The 19,243-nt window shown below is 46.2% G+C and carries 11 protein-coding genes and 4 rRNA genes; 5 read left to right on the plus strand and 10 right to left on the minus strand.

The window, feature by feature from the left end:
• Positions 1–86 precede the first annotated feature (86 nt).
• Entirely contained in the window at positions 87–1,067 is a 981-nt protein-coding gene (locus SG35_RS24705; protein WP_084693021.1) for a virulence factor BrkB family protein, read from the minus strand.
• Positions 1,068–1,198: 131 nt separating this feature from the next.
• Between SG35_RS24705 and SG35_RS24710 the strand changes: the two genes are divergently transcribed.
• A complete protein-coding gene (locus tag SG35_RS24710; RefSeq protein WP_044836069.1) occupies positions 1,199–1,420 on the plus strand; it encodes a hypothetical protein in 222 nt (73 codons plus the stop codon).
• Positions 1,421–1,513: 93 nt separating this feature from the next.
• On the opposite strand, the gene SG35_RS24715 is transcribed toward SG35_RS24710, so the two are convergent.
• Positions 1,514–1,690: a hypothetical protein gene (locus SG35_RS24715; protein WP_160298406.1), complete on the minus strand. Its 177-nt coding sequence runs from the start codon at positions 1,688–1,690 to the stop codon at positions 1,514–1,516.
• A 462-nt stretch (positions 1,691–2,152) separates the two neighbouring features.
• Complete coding sequence (gene typA, locus SG35_RS24720; RefSeq protein WP_044836140.1) at positions 2,153–3,970, minus strand: translational GTPase TypA; 1,818 nt, start codon at positions 3,968–3,970, stop codon at positions 2,153–2,155.
• Between the two features lie 342 nt (positions 3,971–4,312).
• Between typA and glnA the strand changes: the two genes are divergently transcribed.
• The 4 genes from glnA to glnG all read left to right on the plus strand — a co-directional run bounded on the left by glnA (position 4,313) and on the right by glnG (position 8,912).
• Positions 4,313–5,719 (plus strand): glutamate--ammonia ligase, encoded by a 1,407-nt coding sequence (gene glnA / locus SG35_RS24725; protein WP_044836068.1) that lies wholly within the window; start codon positions 4,313–4,315, stop codon positions 5,717–5,719.
• Between the two features lie 114 nt (positions 5,720–5,833).
• Positions 5,834–6,340, plus strand: a complete 507-nt coding sequence (locus SG35_RS24730) for a DUF4124 domain-containing protein (RefSeq protein WP_044836067.1) — start codon at positions 5,834–5,836, stop codon at positions 6,338–6,340.
• Between the two features lie 93 nt (positions 6,341–6,433).
• The gene (gene glnL / locus SG35_RS24735; RefSeq protein ID WP_152646835.1) at positions 6,434–7,522 is read left to right on the plus strand and encodes a nitrogen regulation protein NR(II); all 1,089 of its coding nucleotides are present in this window, start codon (positions 6,434–6,436) and stop codon (positions 7,520–7,522) included.
• Positions 7,512–8,912, plus strand: a complete 1,401-nt coding sequence (gene glnG / locus SG35_RS24740) for a nitrogen regulation protein NR(I) (RefSeq protein WP_044836066.1) — start codon at positions 7,512–7,514, stop codon at positions 8,910–8,912. The genes glnL and glnG overlap by 11 nt, the downstream gene beginning before the upstream one ends.
• Before the next feature lie 26 nt (positions 8,913–8,938).
• On the opposite strand, the gene SG35_RS24745 is transcribed toward glnG, so the two are convergent.
• The 7 genes from SG35_RS24745 to acnB form a co-directional block, all read right to left on the minus strand.
• Positions 8,939–9,334: a MerC domain-containing protein gene (locus tag SG35_RS24745; protein ID WP_044836065.1), complete on the minus strand. Its 396-nt coding sequence runs from the start codon at positions 9,332–9,334 to the stop codon at positions 8,939–8,941.
• Positions 9,335–9,458: 124 nt separating this feature from the next.
• On the minus strand, positions 9,459–10,424 hold the full coding sequence (epmA, locus tag SG35_RS24750) for an elongation factor P--(R)-beta-lysine ligase (RefSeq protein ID WP_044836138.1): 966 nt from the start codon (positions 10,422–10,424) through the stop codon (positions 9,459–9,461).
• A gap of 145 nt (positions 10,425–10,569) precedes the next feature.
• Positions 10,570–10,684 (minus strand): 5S ribosomal RNA (rrf, locus tag SG35_RS24755).
• A gap of 112 nt (positions 10,685–10,796) precedes the next feature.
• A 5S ribosomal RNA gene (gene rrf, locus SG35_RS24760) occupies positions 10,797–10,911 on the minus strand.
• A 113-nt stretch (positions 10,912–11,024) separates the two neighbouring features.
• Positions 11,025–13,914 (minus strand): 23S ribosomal RNA (locus tag SG35_RS24765).
• Between the two features lie 411 nt (positions 13,915–14,325).
• Positions 14,326–15,867, minus strand: a 16S ribosomal RNA gene (locus SG35_RS24770).
• Together the 16S, 23S and 5S rRNA genes form the textbook arrangement of a ribosomal RNA operon.
• A gap of 654 nt (positions 15,868–16,521) precedes the next feature.
• On the minus strand, positions 16,522–19,119 hold the full coding sequence (gene acnB, locus SG35_RS24775) for a bifunctional aconitate hydratase 2/2-methylisocitrate dehydratase (RefSeq protein WP_044833617.1): 2,598 nt from the start codon (positions 19,117–19,119) through the stop codon (positions 16,522–16,524).
• Positions 19,120–19,243: the final 124 nt, after the last annotated feature.

The raw sequence follows: 19,243 nt of genomic DNA on the forward strand, positions 1-19,243 counted from the left end.
AGGGAAGCATGCAATAAGCTTATACCAATTACCCCATTAAAGGGAGTAGCGGCACAACAGCCAGGGGGGTGTCGTGCCAATTAATTTTATAGCTCTTGTTCTTGTGACAGCAGCGATTTATCCGGTTTTTCCGGCGGCGGTGTTAATTTTGCCGGTTGAGCTTCTGCCAGTTTTACCGTGTCTTTTGGCCCCAGCATCCCTGCCTGCCTTGCTGCCCGCTTTTTCGGCTCAAAAAAGCCTTGCAGCGACACCGTAAACAAGGCGCCGATCAAAACCACCAACCAGGACAAATACACCCAAAGAAATAAAATCGGAATACTGGCCAGCGCCCCGTAAATCGCCTGGTAAGACGGCAATTGCGTCACATAAAAAGCAAAGCCTTTTTTCGCCAGCTCAAACAATAATGCCGCCAGGGTGGCACCGGACAGGGCATATTTAAAAGGAATGATCTTGTTGGGCACCACCATATAAAGGATCACAAAGGCGGCAATGGAAGCCAGCAAGGGCAATGAACGCAAAAACACATTGGCAAGCCCGAAAATATCATAATCGCCGATGGAGACCAGGGAAACGATATAGGACGTTGCCGCGATACTGCTGCCCACCAGCACAGGCCCCAGGGTTAACACCATCCAGTACATGGAAAATGAGGTGATCACCCGCCTTTTTTCCGTCACCCGCCACAGCTTATTTAAACTTTTATCAATGGCGGAGATCAGCAAGAGGGCAAACAGGAATAAAAATGTAATGGCGACCGCAGACATCTTGGAAGCATTATCAACAAAACCGGAAATATGATGTTGCACGACATCACCGGCGGTGGGCACAAAGTTACTATAAACAAACTCTTCAATGATCTGCCGGATATCGGCAAAGATCGGGAATGCCGTCATCACCGACAACATCACCACCATGAGCGGCACCAAAGACATCAGGGTAACATAAGCGAGGTAACCCGCCACCACGTGGATATGCTCCTGCTGCAAACGTTTAAGCAAATAACCGGCAAACTGTACCAGTGTCTTTTGATGGGACAGGTAATAGTTACGATTAAAATTTTTAATAATTTTTAACAATTAAGGTTTCCAGAAAGCCTTCTCGATATACTATGATAACCACATTCGCCGCAATTGCGAAACCTGGTGATTGTTATTAAATGAAAACATAGACTTAATTAAACAACGATAGAGGGAAACCAATGGCACAAGGCTCAGGCGGTAATGTTATCGCCGCAATATGTAATCTGTTTTTTCCGGGGTTAGGACAATTAGTGCAAGGGCGCATCATAGCCGCTTTAATATTTGCCATCATAGTCATTGGTGGATATGCACTTTGGTGGCTGGTGATCCCGGCGATCATTGCCGGTGTATTCCACCTATGGTCCATTATTGACGCAGCGCGTTTTAAGGCAAGTGATTAAAAGCGAGCATGGCAAGGAAGCTGCTTAATACCCTAAAACCATGCTAAGCAACTGGCAACGACTTAAAGCTTAGCGGCATAAAGTCCGGCAATGCTACACTTTCTTATCAGTATTGTCGTTTATATCTGTATCCCAGTCCCTGGGCACAGGCCTTTGCTGGTTAATTAAAGAAAGTAAGTCAGAGAGTTGTTTGATTTGTTGGGGATTCGCCCGCCCTTCTTCAAATAACTGGCGAAGCTGCTTTAAAGCCCTTAGTTGATCCGGAGACATAGTGACCAAGTCCTTTTGTTAATTAGGTTAACTTAAACAGTGCTTCCTGCTATGCAACTGCTCGCGGGCTGATGAGACAACAGCTAACCGCAATCTAGCGTACTCATTTCCTTATCAGTTTAGCCGATATCTTAATTTACTCCAGTCATGCAAATTAAAGCGTTATCAAGCTGCAGCCGGAGCGTATAAACAGAGCACTAATCCCCTGCGCCTGCTTCGCTTTAGCTGCTAATCCATTTGGCCGCGAACATAAACCCGGCTCCAGCTCCTCCTGAGCCCGCAGGATAAATACTTCCATGTATAACCCAGCTCCTGCTCATCCCTGAGCCCACAGGATAAATACTTCCATGTATAACCCAGCTCCTGCTCATCCCTGAGCCCGCAGGATAAATACTTCCATGTATAAAAAAGCCGGCAGATATTATCTGCCGGCTTGATTCGCAATAACCTGGTTATGCTTGCTTATTTAGGCGCACGACTTTCGCGTTTACGATCGCTCTCTTTCAAGAACTTCTTACGTATACGGATATTCTCAGGCGTAACTTCTACCAACTCATCGTTATCAATGAATTCTAATGCCTGCTCAAGCGACATCAAAATAGGCGGCGTTAAGGTTTGTGCTTCATCGGCACCGGATGAACGTACGTTAGTTAACTGCTTACCTTTAAGGGCGTTTACTGTTAAATCGTTATCACGGCTATGAATACCGATAATTTGACCTTCATAGATATCAACACCATGACCGATCATCATACGGCCACGACTTTGCAAGTTGAAGATCGCATTGGTCAGTGCTTTACCGGTAGCGTTAGCGATCATTACACCGTTAACACGCTGGCCGATTTCGCCGCCTTTATGAGGCCCATACTCGTAATAAGTATGATAAATCAGGCCACTACCAGAAGTTAAGGTCATAAATTCAGTCTGGAAACCAATCAAGCCACGGCTTGGCATGATAAAGTCCATACGGATACGACCTTTACCGTCAGGGGCCATATCGGTTAATTCCGCTTTACGTACACCCATTTTTTCCATGATAGGCCCCTGATGCTGCTCTTCAACATCAATGGTCACAGTTTCATAGGGCTCTTGTAATTCGCCGTCAATCTCTCTCATGATAACTTCAGGACGAGAAACAGCTAATTCATAACCTTCACGACGCATGTTTTCAATCAGGATGCCCAGGTGTAATTCACCACGGCCGGAAACTTTAAACTTATCAGGATCGTCAAGTTGCTGAACACGTAAGGCAACATTATGTACCAGCTCTTTCTCTAAGCGATCTTTGATATTACGTGAGGTAACATACTTACCTTCCTGACCGGAAAATGGCGAAGTATTAACCTGGAAAGTCATAGTTACCGTAGGCTCATCAACCGACAAGGCCGGTAAAGCTTCTACTTCACTCGGGCAACAAATGGTATCAGAAATCTTTAATTCGCCTAAACCGGTAATCGCAATAATATCGCCTGCTTTGGCTTCTTCGGTTTCATGGCGATCAAGTCCAAGGTATCCGAAAACTTTACCCACTTTGCCGTTATGCACTTTACCGTTAGCCGCTTCAACCGTTACTTGCTGATTAGGCTTAACACTACCGCGCATAATACGGCCAACACCGATAACACCTAAGTAAGAGCTATAGTCGAGTTGTGAGATTTGCATCTGGAAAGGGCCGTCAATGTCGGCATCCGGTGCAGGTACTTCAGAAACAATTGTTTCAAATAATGGCGTCATGTCGCTGCCTTCAACACCTTCTTCGTGTGAAGCCCAGCCGTTTAATGCCGAAGCATAAACCACTTTAAAGTCCAGCTGTTCATCGCTGGCACCCAGGTTGTCAAACAGATCAAATACCTGATCCATAACCCAGTCAGGGCGGGCACCCGGCTTATCAATTTTATTGATAACAATAATAGGTTTTAATCCCTGAGCAAACGCTTTTTGAGTTACAAAGCGGGTTTGCGGCATAGGGCCTTCCTGAGCATCAACAATCAATAACACTGAATCGACCATAGACATAACACGCTCTACTTCACCACCAAAGTCGGCGTGACCCGGGGTGTCAACGATGTTCACACGGTAATCGTTCCAGTTAATCGCGGTGTTTTTGGCTAGGATGGTGATACCGCGTTCTTTTTCGATATCGTTAGAATCCATCACACGTTCGTCATGTCCGGTGCGTGAATCTAAAGTACCTGACTGTTCGAGTAGCTTGTCGACTAGGGTGGTTTTACCATGGTCAACGTGGGCAATGATGGCTATATTGCGTAATTTATCTAACACTGGCTTTTGCTCATAGGGATATAATTTGGGCGCATATTGTACAGGAGTATTAACAACAAAGAAAACGTTAGTTTTTTTATCTTTGATCACGTATTTATCACAATTGATCTGCTAAAGTACTGAAGCGAATAATAATGCAGTAAAAAACCAAGTTTTGCACCAAAAAGGGTTTATGCACCAACAAAGCACAGCTATCGCACCAAGTTGGTGCAAAGAGAAACGTAACCCTTTTTAAAAAGCATAAATATCAACACCTTAACTTTTGGCACGAACTTGGCTGTGGATTCGATAACTGGAAAAACACATTTACTATTAACGAACGAATAATACTGGAGACAATAAATGTCACAAGCCGTTTTAGATTTAATCAAAGAACACGATGTCAAATTTATTGACCTTCGTTTTACTGATACCAAAGGTAAAGAGCAGCATATTTCCCTTCCTCATCATCAAATTGATGAAGACTTCTTTGAAGAAGGAAAAATGTTTGATGGTTCATCTATTGCCGGCTGGAAAGGAATCAACGAATCTGACATGGTATTAATGCCTGATGCTGCCAGTGCAGTATTAGACCCCTTCACCGAAGAAGTTACCTTAAATGTCCGTTGTGATATTTTAGAGCCGACCACTATGCAGGGCTACAGCCGTGACCCACGCTCGGTAGCACGACGCGCCGAAGAATATATGCGCAGCACCGGCATTGCCGACACCGTACTTTTTGGTCCTGAGCCTGAGTTCTTCGTTTTTGATGATGTCCGTTTCCATACCGATATGAGTGGCTCTATGTACTCTATCGACGATAAAGAAGCGAAATGGAATTCAGGTACCGAATATGAAGACGGCAACACCGGCCATCGCCCGACCGTGAAAGGCGGTTACTTCCCGGTAGCCCCGGTAGATTCTTCACAGGACTTGCGCTCTGCCATGTGTTTGGTCATGGAAGAAATGGGTCTGGTGGTTGAAGCCCATCACCATGAAGTTGCCACCGCGGGTCAAAATGAAATTGCCTGTCGTTTCAATACTATGGTCAACAAAGCCGATGAAGTGCAAATTTATAAATATGTGGTGCATAACGTTGCCCATGCCTACGGTAAAACCGCGACCTTTATGCCGAAACCTTTAGTCGGCGATAACGGTACCGGTATGCACTGTCACCAGTCGCTGGCCAAAGACGGCGTCAACTTATTCTCCGGCGACAAATACGGCGGACTGTCTGAAACAGCCCTTTATTACATCGGCGGTATTATCAAGCATGCTAAAGCATTAAATGCCTTCACCAATGCTTCTACCAACTCATACAAGCGTCTGGTACCGGGTTTCGAAGCACCGGTAATGCTTGCCTATTCGGCACGTAACCGCTCGGCTTCAATCCGTATTCCTATGGTACCTAGCCCGAAAGCCGCCCGTATCGAAGTACGCTTCCCGGATCCGACCGGTAACCCTTACCTGGCTTTCTCAGCGATGTTAATGGCCGGCCTTGACGGTATTAAAAACAAAATCCACCCTGGCGACGCCATGGATAAAGATTTATATGATCTGCCAGCCGAAGAAGCTGCTGAGATCCCTCAGGTAGCTGCCTCTTTCGAAGAAGCGCTTAATGCCTTAGAAGCAGATCATGAATTCCTCACCGCCGGCGGCGTCATGGATAACGATATGATCCAGGCCTACATCGACCTTAAACGCGATGAAGTCGAAAGGTTGAACTCAACCACCCACCCGGTCGAATTTGACATGTATTACAGTGTTTAACCGATAACACTTTAATCAAAGTAAGAAAAAAGCTCACTCCGGTGAGCTTTTTTTTGCCTGTTATCTATAATTTAGGTAAATTGATGTTCTAACGGAATTGGAAAATGCTGCGCCATGATCAAAAGATTAAGTGTATTGTTAGCGGTTTTATTATCTTTTGCGGTCGAAGCCACCTCCACCAAGATTTATGTCTGGCGCAATGAGCAAGGCGTACTGGTTTTTTCCGACACACCAAGACCCGGGGCTGAAGAAGTTAAAGTTGAAAACAAAAACGATCAGCTCACCTCAGTAGATACCTCCATTTTAGATATTAAACCCAAGGCAATTGAAGAAAAGTATCAAGTCAGTATCAGCCAACCGGAAAACAATGCTACGGTAAGGGATAATACCGGCTCAGTTTATGTCGCCGGACGCATTAAACCCATCTTCAAAAAAGGCTTAAAAATACAGCTTTATCTCGACAATACCCCCTACCAGGAGCCTCAGGACCATTCCATGTTTGTCCTGCGCAATATCGACCGCGGCGAGCATAAAATTAAAATGGATTTAATCAACAATCAGGGCAAGGTTATTGCATCATCTAAACCGATTGTGTTTTATATGCACCGGGCATCAAAGTAACACAGCGATTGGCCTTGTTTATGTGCATATTTGATCATTATTGAGTAAACTAAAATTTATTTATGCACCTTTTTGGTGCATCGGGGTTCTGTCTTGCACGAGATATGTGAAAATCAACAACAAATAGATTATCAACAGCTGTTACCCGGCCAACTGGTCACGGCTGTGGTGATACTCGATCACGCATTCACCATCCAATATGCCAACCCCGCCGCAGAAGCTTTATTAAACAGGAGCCAGAATAAATTAAAAGGGCTGGCTTTTGAAACGGTGTTCAGTAACGCTTCCATTGATAACGAACGGTTACAACAGCTCGTGACCACAGGGCAGGAATTTACCGACAGCGATGTGTTATTACATATTCCCGGCTCTCATCAATTCACCGCCGAAATTACATTGTCTGCGGTTGAGTTTGACCGCCAAAGCCATGTGTTGCTGGAATTTAAAAAAATCGACCAGCAAAAACAAATCAGCATCGAAGTCTTCCAGCAACAGCAGTGGGAGTCGGCCCGGGATCTTATCCGCGGCCTGGCCCATGAAATTAAAAACCCCCTCGGGGGATTAAGGGGCGCCGCCCAGTTGCTGCATAAAGAATTGTCCTCGGGCCAGCAGGAATACACCACAATGATCATCGAGCAGGCAGACAGGTTAACCAATTTGGTTGATCGCCTGCTTGGTCCCAACCAGCTGCCGAACATGACCAAACAAAATATTCACCTGGTGCTGGAAAAGGTCAATCAACTGGTGAGTTTTAATAACCCGAAAAAAATTAAATTCATCCGGGATTACGATCCTTCCATTCCGGATGTGGAATTTGATCAGGAAAAAATGCAACAGGCGATTTTAAATATCGTCAGTAATGCCGTACAGGCGGTGGACGACTCCAGCCATATTTATTTTAAAACCCGGGTCACCAGCAATCAGACCATTAACGGCAAACGGGTAAAATTATCGGCACAGATCAGCATTATCGACCATGGTCCGGGCATTCCTCCCCATATCCAGGATACCCTGTTTTACCCTATGGTGTCGGGACGCCCTAATGGTACCGGCTTAGGTTTGTCAATTGCACAAACCCTGATCAACCAGCACAAGGGCAAGCTGTCCTGCGACAGCTACCCGGGTCGTACCGAATTTATTATTTTATTACCCTTAACGGAAGAGAACTTTAATGATTACTGAACAAGTTTGGATTGTTGATGATGACAGCTCAATTCGCTGGGTATTAGAAAAAGCTTTTGCCGCAGCCAATATCAGCACCGCCTCCTTTGATAACGGCGAAAATTTATTGATTGCCTTAGATCACGGCCAGCCGGAAGTCATTATTTCCGATATCCGTATGCCAAAGACCGACGGCATGACCTTATTGGAAACCGTGAGTGCCCAGCACCCCCATATCCCGGTGATCATCATCACCGCCCATTCAGACTTAGACAGTGCCGTAAATGCCTATCAGGGCGGGGCGTTCGAATATTTACCTAAACCCTTCGATATTGATGATGCGGTCACCTTAACCAAACGGGCCCTGACCCATGCCAGAGAGCAAAATGTCCAAAACCAGGCCGCCAATGCCGCGCCCGAAGCTGCCGGCATTATTGGTGAAGCACCGGCAATGCAGGAAGTATTCAGGGCAATCGGTCGTCTGTCGCGCTCAAGTATCAGTGTGCTGATAAACGGTGAATCCGGTACCGGTAAAGAACTCGTCGCCCATGCCCTGCATATTCACAGCCCACGTGCCAATGCACCTTTTATTCCGTTAAACATGGCGGCCATCCCCAAAGAGTTGATCGAAACCGAACTTTTTGGCCATGAAAAAGGTGCCTTCACCGGCGCCAACACCGTCAGGCAGGGCCGCTTCGAACAGGCCCACAACGGCACCTTATTCCTCGATGAGATCGGCGATATGCCGCTGGATATCCAAACCCGGTTGTTGCGCGTGCTCGCTGACGGCCAGTTTTACCGCATCGGCGGCCACTCCCCCATCCAGGTAGATGTCAGGATCATTGCCGCTACTCACCAAAACCTCGAAGAAAGGGTGGTCAATGGCGAATTCAGGGAAGATCTCTTTCACCGCCTCAATGTCATCCGTATTCACATCCCAAGCTTAAGAGAGCGCAAGGAAGATATAGAACAGCTGTGTGAACACTTCCTCAAGCAGGCCGCCAATGAACTCGGGGTAGAAACAAAAACCCTGGATAAGAATGCCGTAAATTTCCTTAAACAATGTAACTGGCCGGGCAATGTCAGGCAACTGGAAAATATCTGTCGCTTTCTCACCGTAATGGCCAGCGGACAGGAAATCCTGGTAGAAGACTTACCGGCAGAGCTGACCGAAAAGAAAATCGCCAGTCCCGGTACCTCTATCAACTGGAAAAGTGCCCTTGGCTCATGGATGGACGAGCAATTATCCCAGGGTAATTCCGCCATACTCGATGAAGTATTACCCGAATTTGAAAAAATTATGCTGGAGCGTGCTTTGGTCTATACCCAGGGCCATAAACAGGAAGCCGCGAAAAAACTGGGTTGGGGCAGGAATACCCTGACCAGGAAACTTAAAGACTTAAACCTTTAAATTTCCTTTTAGATAAGAGAGCGGAGTTAGTCAGTTTCCACAACTGAGTGGCATTCATGGTCGGTACATTGCTTACAGCTGTTGCACAATCTTAAATTGATAAAATGTGCCGCAACAATCAGGGACGTACCGATAAATATCAAAAAGGGCTGTACTTCAGCTGAGAAGTCATGTTTTTGCCAGTAGACAGCCACACCGATAAATAACAAGTAAAAAGGATATAAACGACGGTGGTAGCGCTTATAACCGGAGAACAAGGCGATACTGCCCAATGCCGCCGTTACCATCAGAAATACGTGCTCCCAGGCATGATCAGCAAGAAAACTCAAGCCAAGCAAAGGTAAAGCCGGAAGCAGTACCGGTAACAGTATGCAGTGTAGGGCACATAAGGATGCCGCTGTGATACCAAATTTATCTAACATTTCTGCATGAACCTTTATTTACTGGTAAACGGTGGTAACTCGTGATGAATACAAATGAAGAAAAAGAAAATCATCTATAAACGCGATAATATCACATTTGATATATTATAACATTAATTAAATTTTATGCCTGATCTACCGCAAAGGAAAGGACATTCTTGATCTTGTCTTTTTTCAGGGCCAGCATCACCAGGCGATCGACTCCCAAGGCGACCCCGGCACAGTCCGGCAAACCATGTTCAAGTGCACAAATAAACCTTTCATCCAGCGGCTTCTCTCCCTTGCCACTGGCAAGCCTTTTAGCATTATCCTGATGAAAACGCTTTGTTTGTATTTCGGCATCAGTGAGTTCATTAAAGCCGTTCGCCAATTCCAGCCCCAGGTAATAACATTCAAAACGCTCTGCCACCCGGCTATCATCGGCAGATATTTTAGCAAGGGATGCCTGAGATGCCGGAAAATGATAAACCAAGCAGGGGGCCTCCAAACCTATCTCAGGCTCTATGATTTCACTAAAGACAAACTGTAATAATGTGTCAATATCCTGCTCCTGAAGCAACCAGTCGCTGCATTTATCATGAGCTTTAATCAGTGTCAGTAACTCAGCAGTGCTGGTCTCTAACGGGTCTATATTAACCTTGTCTAAAAACACCTGCTGATAGCTGATTTTTGTCGCCGGTTTACAGGCTAAAACTTGCTCAAGCAAGTCACCCACCTCTGACATTAACTGAAAGTGATCAAAACCCAGCCGGTACCACTCTAAAATAGTAAATTCCGGATTATGGTGGCTGCCATGGGCTTCATCACGAAATGCCTTACACAGTTGAAAGATATCACCATAACCACTGGCCAGTAAGCGCTTCATGGCAAACTCCGGCGATGTCTGCATATAGAGGCTTGCAGACCCCTCACAGAGGTAGTCGTAACGGGTAGAAAAGGCATCTAAGTGCAGATCTGTAATGGTGCCCTGTGACAGTAATGGCGTTTCAACTTCGACAACATCACGGGCAATAAAAAAGCTCCTGATCTGCTGTAATACTTTTGCCCTTTGCCTGGCATCCTGCCATTGAAGTGTTGCTTGCCACGACATCATATTGTTACCTGTTAAAAAATGAGCTGTTAAAAAACTAGCTGCTAAAAAACTATCGGTTATGTTAAAGGAAAATTTATTTTTAAAAAGCAAAAAGTAGAAAGCAAAAAACCCGACTCTTTCGAATCGGGTTTCTTTAATAGGAGTCTGGTAATGACCTACTCTCACATGGGAACTCCCACACTACCATCGGCGCTAACGCGTTTCACTTCTGAGTTCGGCATGGGATCAGGTGGTACCACGTTGCTATTGTCACCAGACAAAAACTGTAATTTGTTAGATAACTTTACTTCATCTTAAATGATAAATTAGCTAATAAATTACTTTAATTTAAAAACCCGCTTCACTTGAAGCGGGTTTTCGTAATTAGAAGTCTAGCAATGTCCTACTCTCACATGGGAACTCCCACACTACCATCGGCGCTACTGCGTTTCACTTCTGAGTTCGGCATGGGATCAGGTGGTACCACAGTGCTATTGTCGCTAGACAAAAACAGTCAATCTTGGAAAACGATATATATCTACTTATTCAATCTATGTGTACGTGACTTTTGTTTTTAATGTCAGTCTTCATACAATCTTAAAACCACTTGGGTGTTGTATGGTTAAGCCTCACGGGTCATTAGTACAAGTTAGCTCAATGCCTCGCAGCACTTCCACACCTTGCCTATCAACGTTGTAGTCTCCAACGGCCCTTCAGGGGACTTAAAGTCCCAGTGAGAACTCATCTTAAAGCCTGCTTCCCGCTTAGATGCTTTCAGCGGTTATCAGTTCCGAACGTAGCTACCGGGCAATGCCATTGGCATGACAACCCGAACACCAGAGGTTCGTCCACTCCGGTCCTCTCGTACTAGGAGCAGCCCTCTTCAATTCTCAAACGCCCACGGCAGATAGGGACCGAACTGTCTCACGACGTTCTAAACCCAGCTCGCGTACCACTTTAAATGGCGAACAGCCATACCCTTGGGACCGACTTCAGCCCCAGGATGTGATGAGCCGACATCGAGGTGCCAAACACCGCCGTCGATATGAACTCTTGGGCGGTATCAGCCTGTTATCCCCGGAGTACCTTTTATCCGTTGAGCGATGGCCCTTCCATACAGAACCACCGGATCACTATGACCTACTTTCGTACCTGCTCGACGTGTCTGTCTCGCAGTTAAGCTGGCTTATGCCATTGCACTAACCGTATGATGTCCGACCATACTTAGCCAACCTTCGTGCTCCTCCGTTACTCTTTGGGAGGAGACCGCCCCAGTCAAACTACCCACCAGACAGTGTCCCCAAGCCCGATTAGGGCCCCAGGTTAGAACATCACGCATACAAGGGTGGTATTTCAAGGTTGGCTCCACCAACACTGGCGTGCTGGGTTCAAAGCCTCCCACCTATCCTACACATGTAGGAGCAATGTTCACTGTCAAGCTATAGTAAAGGTTCACGGGGTCTTTCCGTCTAGCCGCGGGTATACGGCATCTTAACCGCAATTTCAATTTCACTGAGTCTCGGGTGGAGACAGTGTGGCCATGATTACGCCATTCGTGCAGGTCGGAACTTACCCGACAAGGAATTTCGCTACCTTAGGACCGTTATAGTTACGGCCGCCGTTTACCGGGGCTTCGATCATGAGCTTCGCAGAGCTAACCCAATCAATTAACCTTCCGGCACCGGGCAGGCGTCACACCGTATACGTCATCTTTCGATTTTGCACAGTGCTGTGTTTTTAATAAACAGTTCCAGCCACCTGGTTACTTCGACCGACTTCAGCTTAGGGAGCAAGTCCCATCACCATAGTCGGCGTACCTTCTCCCGAAGTTACGGTACTATTTTGCCTAGTTCCTTCACCCGAGTTCTCTCAAGCGCCTTAGTATTCTCTACCTAACCACCTGTGTCGGTTTGGGGTACGGTTCCTTATAATCTGATGCTTAGAAGCTTTTCCTGGAAGTATGGCATCAATGACTTCAACTCCGTAGAGTCTCGTCTCGTGTCTCAGTCTTAAGATGGTCCGGATTTACCTAAACCATCAACCTACGCACTTTCACATGGACTACCAACGCCATGCTCACCTAGCCTGCTCCGTCCCTCCTTCGCAATTATAAGAAGTACAGAAATATTAATCTGTTTCCCATCGACTACGCGTTTCCGCCTCGCCTTAGGGGCCGACTTACCCTGCCCTGATTAACATGGGACAGGAAACCTTGGTCTTTCGGCGGGGGAGTTTTTCACTCCCCTTATCGTTACTCATGTCAGCATTCGCACTTCTGATACCTCCAGCATGCCTTACAACACACCTTCAACGGCTTACAGAACGCTCCCCTACCACTCAAACAAAGTTTGAATCCGCAGCTTCGGTGACTAGTTTAGCCCCGTTACATCTTCCGCGCAGACCGACTCGACTAGTGAGCTATTACGCTTTCTTTAAAGGATGGCTGCTTCTAAGCCAACCTCCTAGCTGTCTATGCCTTTCCACATCGTTTCCCACTTAACTAGTACTTTGGGACCTTAGCTGGCGGTCTGGGTTGTTTCCCTCTCCACAACGGACGTTAGCACCCGTAGTGTGTCTCCCGGATAGTACTCACTGGTATTCGGAGTTTGCAAAGGGTTGGTAAGTCGGGATGACCCCCTAGCCTTAACAGTGCTCTACCCCCAGTGGTATTCATCCGAGGCTCTACCTAAATAGATTTCGGGGAGAACCAGCTATCTCCCGGCTTGATTAGCCTTTCACTCCGACCCACAAGTCATCACCGCATTTTTCAACATACGTGTGTTCGGTCCTCCAGTTGATGTTACTCAACCTTCAACCTGCCCATGGGTAGATCGCCGGGTTTCGGGTCTATACCCTGCAACTGAACGCGCAGTTAACACTCGCTTTCGCTACGGCTCCCCTAATCGGTTAACCTTGCTACAGAATATAAGTCGCTGACCCATTATACAAAAGGTACGCAGGCACCGGACTAAATCCGGCTTCCACTGCTTGTACGTATGCGGTTTCAGGTTCTATTTCACTCCCCTCACAGGGGTTCTTTTCGCCTTTCCCTCACGGTACTGGTTCACTATCGGTCAGTTAGGAGTATTTAGCCTTGGAGGATGGTCCCCCCATGTTCAGTCAACATTTCACGTGTGCCGACCTACTCGATTTCATGATAAGTTTATTTTCGTGTACGGGGCTATCACCCTGTATCGCCAAGCTTTCCAGCTTGTTCCACTAATGTACAAATCACTTAAGGGCTAATTCCCGTTCGCTCGCCGCTACTAAGGAAATCTCGGTTGATTTCTTTTCCTCGGGGTACTTAGATGTTTCAGTTCTCCCGGTTCGCCTCATTAAGCTATGAATTCACTTAATGATACCCGCCTGATGACGGGTGGGTTTCCCCATTCGGACATCTCAGACTATAACGGTTTTTATCACCTTATCTGAGCTTTTCGCAGATTAACACGTCCTTCATCGCCTCTAACTGCCAAGGCATCCACCACATACGCTTAGTCACTTAACCATACAACCCCAAGTAGTTTCCGAAGAAACTGCTCAACTGTTCGGTGACTAAACCGAACTAAGTTGTAAAGTCTGACATTTTCACGCACTCATAGAGTGTCTTGAATAAGAGTTGATAATGACTCAAGGAAGAAGTCATTATCGGATTGATGTTCACAGCGCGACACTGTGTTCATCGTCGCAAATAGCCGTTTATAAAAACGATTATTCACGGGTATATATATCAGCTTTCCAGATTGTTAAAGAACAGTTTTTAACGCGCATTCGGTTAAAAAGTTGGTTAAAAAACCAAAACTGAACATTCTAGCGAGAACGCTTAGTTTTGGTCTTTCCCTTCAAAGAGAAGGTTTATTAATTTGTTATCAGTGCAATTTGTGTGAACACTCAACGAGAACAGTGTTTTACTTCAAGATAAGGAGGTGATCCAACCCCAGGTTCCCCTAGGGTTACCTTGTTACGACTTCACCCCAGTCATAAATCACAAAGTGGTGACCGTCCTCCCGAAGGTTAAACTAGCCACTTCTTTTGCAACCTACTCCCATGGTGTGACGGGCGGTGTGTACAAGGCCCGGGAACGTATTCACCGTGGCATTCTGATCCACGATTACTAGCGATTCCGACTTCATGGAGTCGAGTTGCAGACTCCAATCCGGACTACGACAAGCTTTGTGGGATTCGCTCCACCTCGCGGTATTGCTGCCCTCTGTACTTGCCATTGTAGCACGTGTGTAGCCCATCCCGTAAGGGCCATGATGACTTGACGTCGTCCCCACCTTCCTCCGGTTTATCACCGGCAGTCTCCTTAAAGTTCCCGCCCGAAGCACTGGCAAATAAGGATAGGGGTTGCGCTCGTTGCGGGACTTAACCCAACATTTCACAACACGAGCTGACGACAGCCATGCAGCACCTGTCACAGAGTTCCCGAAGGCACTAAACCATCTCTGGTAAATTCTCTGGATGTCAAGGGATGGTAAGGTTCTTCGCGTTGCATCGAATTAAACCACATGCTCCACCGCTTGTGCGGGCCCCCGTCAATTCATTTGAGTTTTAACCTTGCGGCCGTACTCCCCAGGCGGTCAACTTATCGCGTTAGCTGCGCCACCCACATCTCAAGGATACAGACGGCTAGTTGACATCGTTTACGGCGTGGACTACCAGGGTATCTAATCCTGTTTGCTCCCCACGCTTTCGTGCCTCAGCGTCAGTTTTTGTCCAGGTGGCCGCCTTCGCCACTGATGTTCCTTCCAATCTCTACGCATTTCACCGCTACACTGGAAATTCCACCACCCTCTACAAAACTCTAGCCTGCCAGTTCAAAATGCAGTTCCCAGGTTGAGCCCGGGGCTTTCACATCTTGCTTAACAAACCGCCTACGCACGCTTTACGCCCAGTAATTCCGATTAACGCTCGCACCCTCCGTATTACCGCGGCTGCTGGCACGGAGTTAGCCGGTGCTTCTTCTGTTGCTAACGTCACAGGATGCAGTTATTAACTACACCCCTTTCCTCACAACTGAAAGTGCTTTACAACCCGAAGGCCTTCTTCACACACGCGGCATGGCTGCATCAGGCTTGCGCCCATTGTGCAATATTCCCCACTGCTGCCTCCCGTAGGAGTCTGGGCCGTGTCTCAGTCCCAGTGTGGCTGATCATCCTCTCAAACCAGCTAGAGATCGTCGCCTTGGTAAGCCGTTACCTTACCAACTAGCTAATCTCACTTGGGCTAATCAAATGGCACGAGGCCCGAAGGTCCCCCGCTTTGGTCCGTAGACATTATGCGGTATTAGCAGTCGTTTCCAACTGTTGTCCCCCACCATAAGGCATATTCCCAAGCATTACTCACCCGTCCGCCGCTCGTCATCTTCAAAGCAAGCTTTGAAATGTTACCGCTCGACTTGCATGTGTTAAGCCTGCCGCCAGCGTTCAATCTGAGCCATGATCAAACTCTTCAATTAAAAATCGTTTGTGAAGCTTTCGCTTCGACTCAATGAATTCTGTCAAATAAATATTACTTACTTAAAAAGTAAGTCGTACTTGTGTGTCATTCATCATTAAGTTTATTTTTGTCCCTAAGGACTATGTAAAATCAACATTAACGTGAGTGCCCACACAAATTGCATGATAACTAATTTTTAAAGAACTTCGCTTAGTGAACTAAGCAAGATATAAATCGCATTCGCCTATACCTTAAGTAAACATTGTTGCTTAAGACCTTGTCTCAAGCGAGATGCGCATGATACGCTTCTCAGTTTTGATGTCAACCTCTTTTTTCAAAGTTTTGTTGGCTGTTTAAGTCATGTTTGCATCACTTAAACTTATCAAAACACTTCTTTGGGCTGCCCCGTGGAAGTGGATGCGCATTTTAGACAGTTTTACTTTTAGATCAAGCTTTATTTTCATTTAATTGTTTGACCGCTCAAATTTCAAACAAAACGCTCTGTAAACCCTTGATATGCCGCTTTCAGCTCGTTTCACTTTCTGCTTGGTTTACAAAAAACCAGCTTCTTTAGCCTCTGCCTAAAAAAGAATCTATAAAAAATAAACCATAAAAAAACGCCGCTAAAGAGCGGCGTTTTTATCAATTATTCTCTTTTAAAGGAAAATAATAATTAAGCTTCAACCTGCATGATCACATTATCAGCTTTTTTCGTGTACTGTTCCATTTTATGGAAGTTCAGGTAACGATAAGTATCAGCAGCTGTTGCATCGATTTGCTTAGCATATTCCTGATACTCAGCAGGCGTCGGGATGCGACCTAAGATAGCACCTACCGCACTCAATTCAGCCGATGCCAGGTAAACATTGGCGCCATTACCTAACCGGTTCGGGAAGTTACGGGTTGAAGTAGACAGTACCGTAGATTTCTCCGCAACACGTGCCTGGTTACCCATACATAATGAACAGCCCGGAGTTTCAATACGAACACCGGCTTTACCGTAAGTAGAGTAGTAACCTTCTTCAGTTAACTGGTCACGGTCCATTTTAGTCGGTGGAGCAACCCACATGCGGGTTGATAAAACACCGCCAAACTTCTCTAACAACTTACCAGCTGCACGGAAGTGGCCAATGTTAGTCATACAGGAACCGATAAAGACTTCATCAACTTGATCGCCGGCAACTTCAGAAAGCAGCTTGGCATCATCCGGGTCATTTGGACAACAAACGATAGGCTCTTTAATATCAGCCAAATCGATTTCAATAACGTGAGCATATTCAGCATCGCTGTCAGCAGTCATCAGCTTAGGATCTGCCAACCAGGCTTCCATCGCCTGAATACGACGTTCGATGGTACGCACATCGCCGTAACCTTCGCTGATCATCCACTTCAACATCACAATGTTAGAGTTCAGGTATTCAGCAACTGAGTCTTCAGATAGCTTGATTGAACAACCGGCAGCTGAACGCTCAGCCGAGGCATCAGATAATTCAAATGCCTGCTCAACCGTTAAGCTTTCCAGACCTTCAATTTCTAATACGCGACCAGAGAATTCATTGATTTTACCGGCTTTCTCTACAGTTAACAGGCCTTGCTTGATACCGTAGTAAGGAATGGCATGTACTAAATCACGTAAGGTGATACCTTCCTGCATTTCACCTTTAAAACGAACCAATACTGATTCAGGCATATCAAGAGGCATAACACCGGTAGCAGCGGCGAAGGCAACCAAGCCAGAACCCGCCGGGAAAGAAATACCTAATGGGAAACGGGTGTGAGAATCACCACCTGTACCTACAGTATCCGGTAATAACATACGGTTTAACCAGGAGTGGATAACACCGTCACCAGGGCGAAGTGAAACACCGCCGCGGTTCATGATGAAATCAGGCAGGGTGTGGTGCGTGTGTACATCTACCGGCTTAGGATAAGCGGAAGTATGACAGAATGACTGCATGGTTAAATCAGCAGAGAAACCTAAACAAGCTAAATCTTTTAACTCATCACGAGTCATAGGGCCTGTGGTATCTTGTGAACCAACGGTAGTCATTTTCGGCTCACAGTATTGACCGGCACGGATACCTTCAACACCACAAGCTTTACCAACCATCTTCTGGGCTAAGGTATAACCTTTACCGGTATCGGCAACATCAACAGGCTTTTTGAATACGTCAGATTCTTCTAAACCTAAGGCTTCACGGGCACGACCAGTCAGGCCACGACCAATGATCAATGGAATACGGCCACCGGCACGCACTTCATCAAGTAGTACATTTGAATTTAATTCAAAAGTAGAAATTACTTCATCGGTACCAGAGCGCTTAACCACACCTTCGTATGGGAAGATATCAATGACATCGCCCATATTCATGGCTTGTACGTCTAATTCGATAGGTAGGGCGCCTGAATCTTCCATGGTGTTGAAGAAGATAGGGGCAATTTTGCCACCTAAACAAACACCACCACCGCGCTTGTTTGGTACATGAGGAATATCATCCCCCATAAACCACAACACTGAGTTGGTTGCCGACTTACGTGATGAGCCGGTACCAACAACATCGCCAACATAGGCTAGTGGAATACCGTCTTTTTGTAACTCTTCGATTTGAGCGATAGGACCGATAGTGCCGTCGTCATCAGGGTTGATACCATCACGGCCAATTTTCAGCATGGCTTTAGCGTGCAGCGGGATATCAGGACGTGACCAGGCATCAGGTGCCGGAGATAAGTCATCGGTGTTAGTTTCACCGGTCACTTTAAATACTTTAACGGTAATTTTTTCAGCAACAGCTGGTTTGTTCAGGAACCACTCAGCATCGGCCCATGACTGAATAACAGCTTTGGCGTGTGCATTACCGGCATCCGCTTTCTCTTTAACGTCATGGAAAGCATCAAACATTAATAACGTTTTAGATAAACCTTTAACAGCGATTTCAGCATTGGCTGCATCGTCTAACAGGTCAATCATAGGCTGGATATTATAACCACCTAACATAGTGCCTAATAATTCAGTAGCACGGGCTGCATTCAAAATGGGTGAGCTTGCTTCACCTTTAGCAACAGCGGCTAAAAACCCTGCTTTCACATAAGCGGCATCGTCAACTCCCGGAGGAATGCGATCGGCTAGTAATTCTAATAGAAACGCTTCTTCACCTGCTGGTGGATTCTTGATCAGCTCTACTAACTGAGCTACTTGTTCAGCGTCTAACGGCTTAGGTACAATTCCTTCAGCCGCACGCTCTTCAACATGTTTACGATAATCTTGAAGCACGGCGTTCACCTTTATGATATGAGATACACTTAAGAGGTATCTATTTTATAAGAAAATTTCGGCAAGATTATACGCGATCCAGCCAGGAAATTGAATGGCGAAGATAATCACAAGACTTATAGCT

The organism is Thalassomonas actiniarum, assembly GCF_000948975.2.
Taxonomy (GTDB): Bacteria; Pseudomonadota; Gammaproteobacteria; order Enterobacterales; family Alteromonadaceae; genus Thalassomonas; species Thalassomonas actiniarum.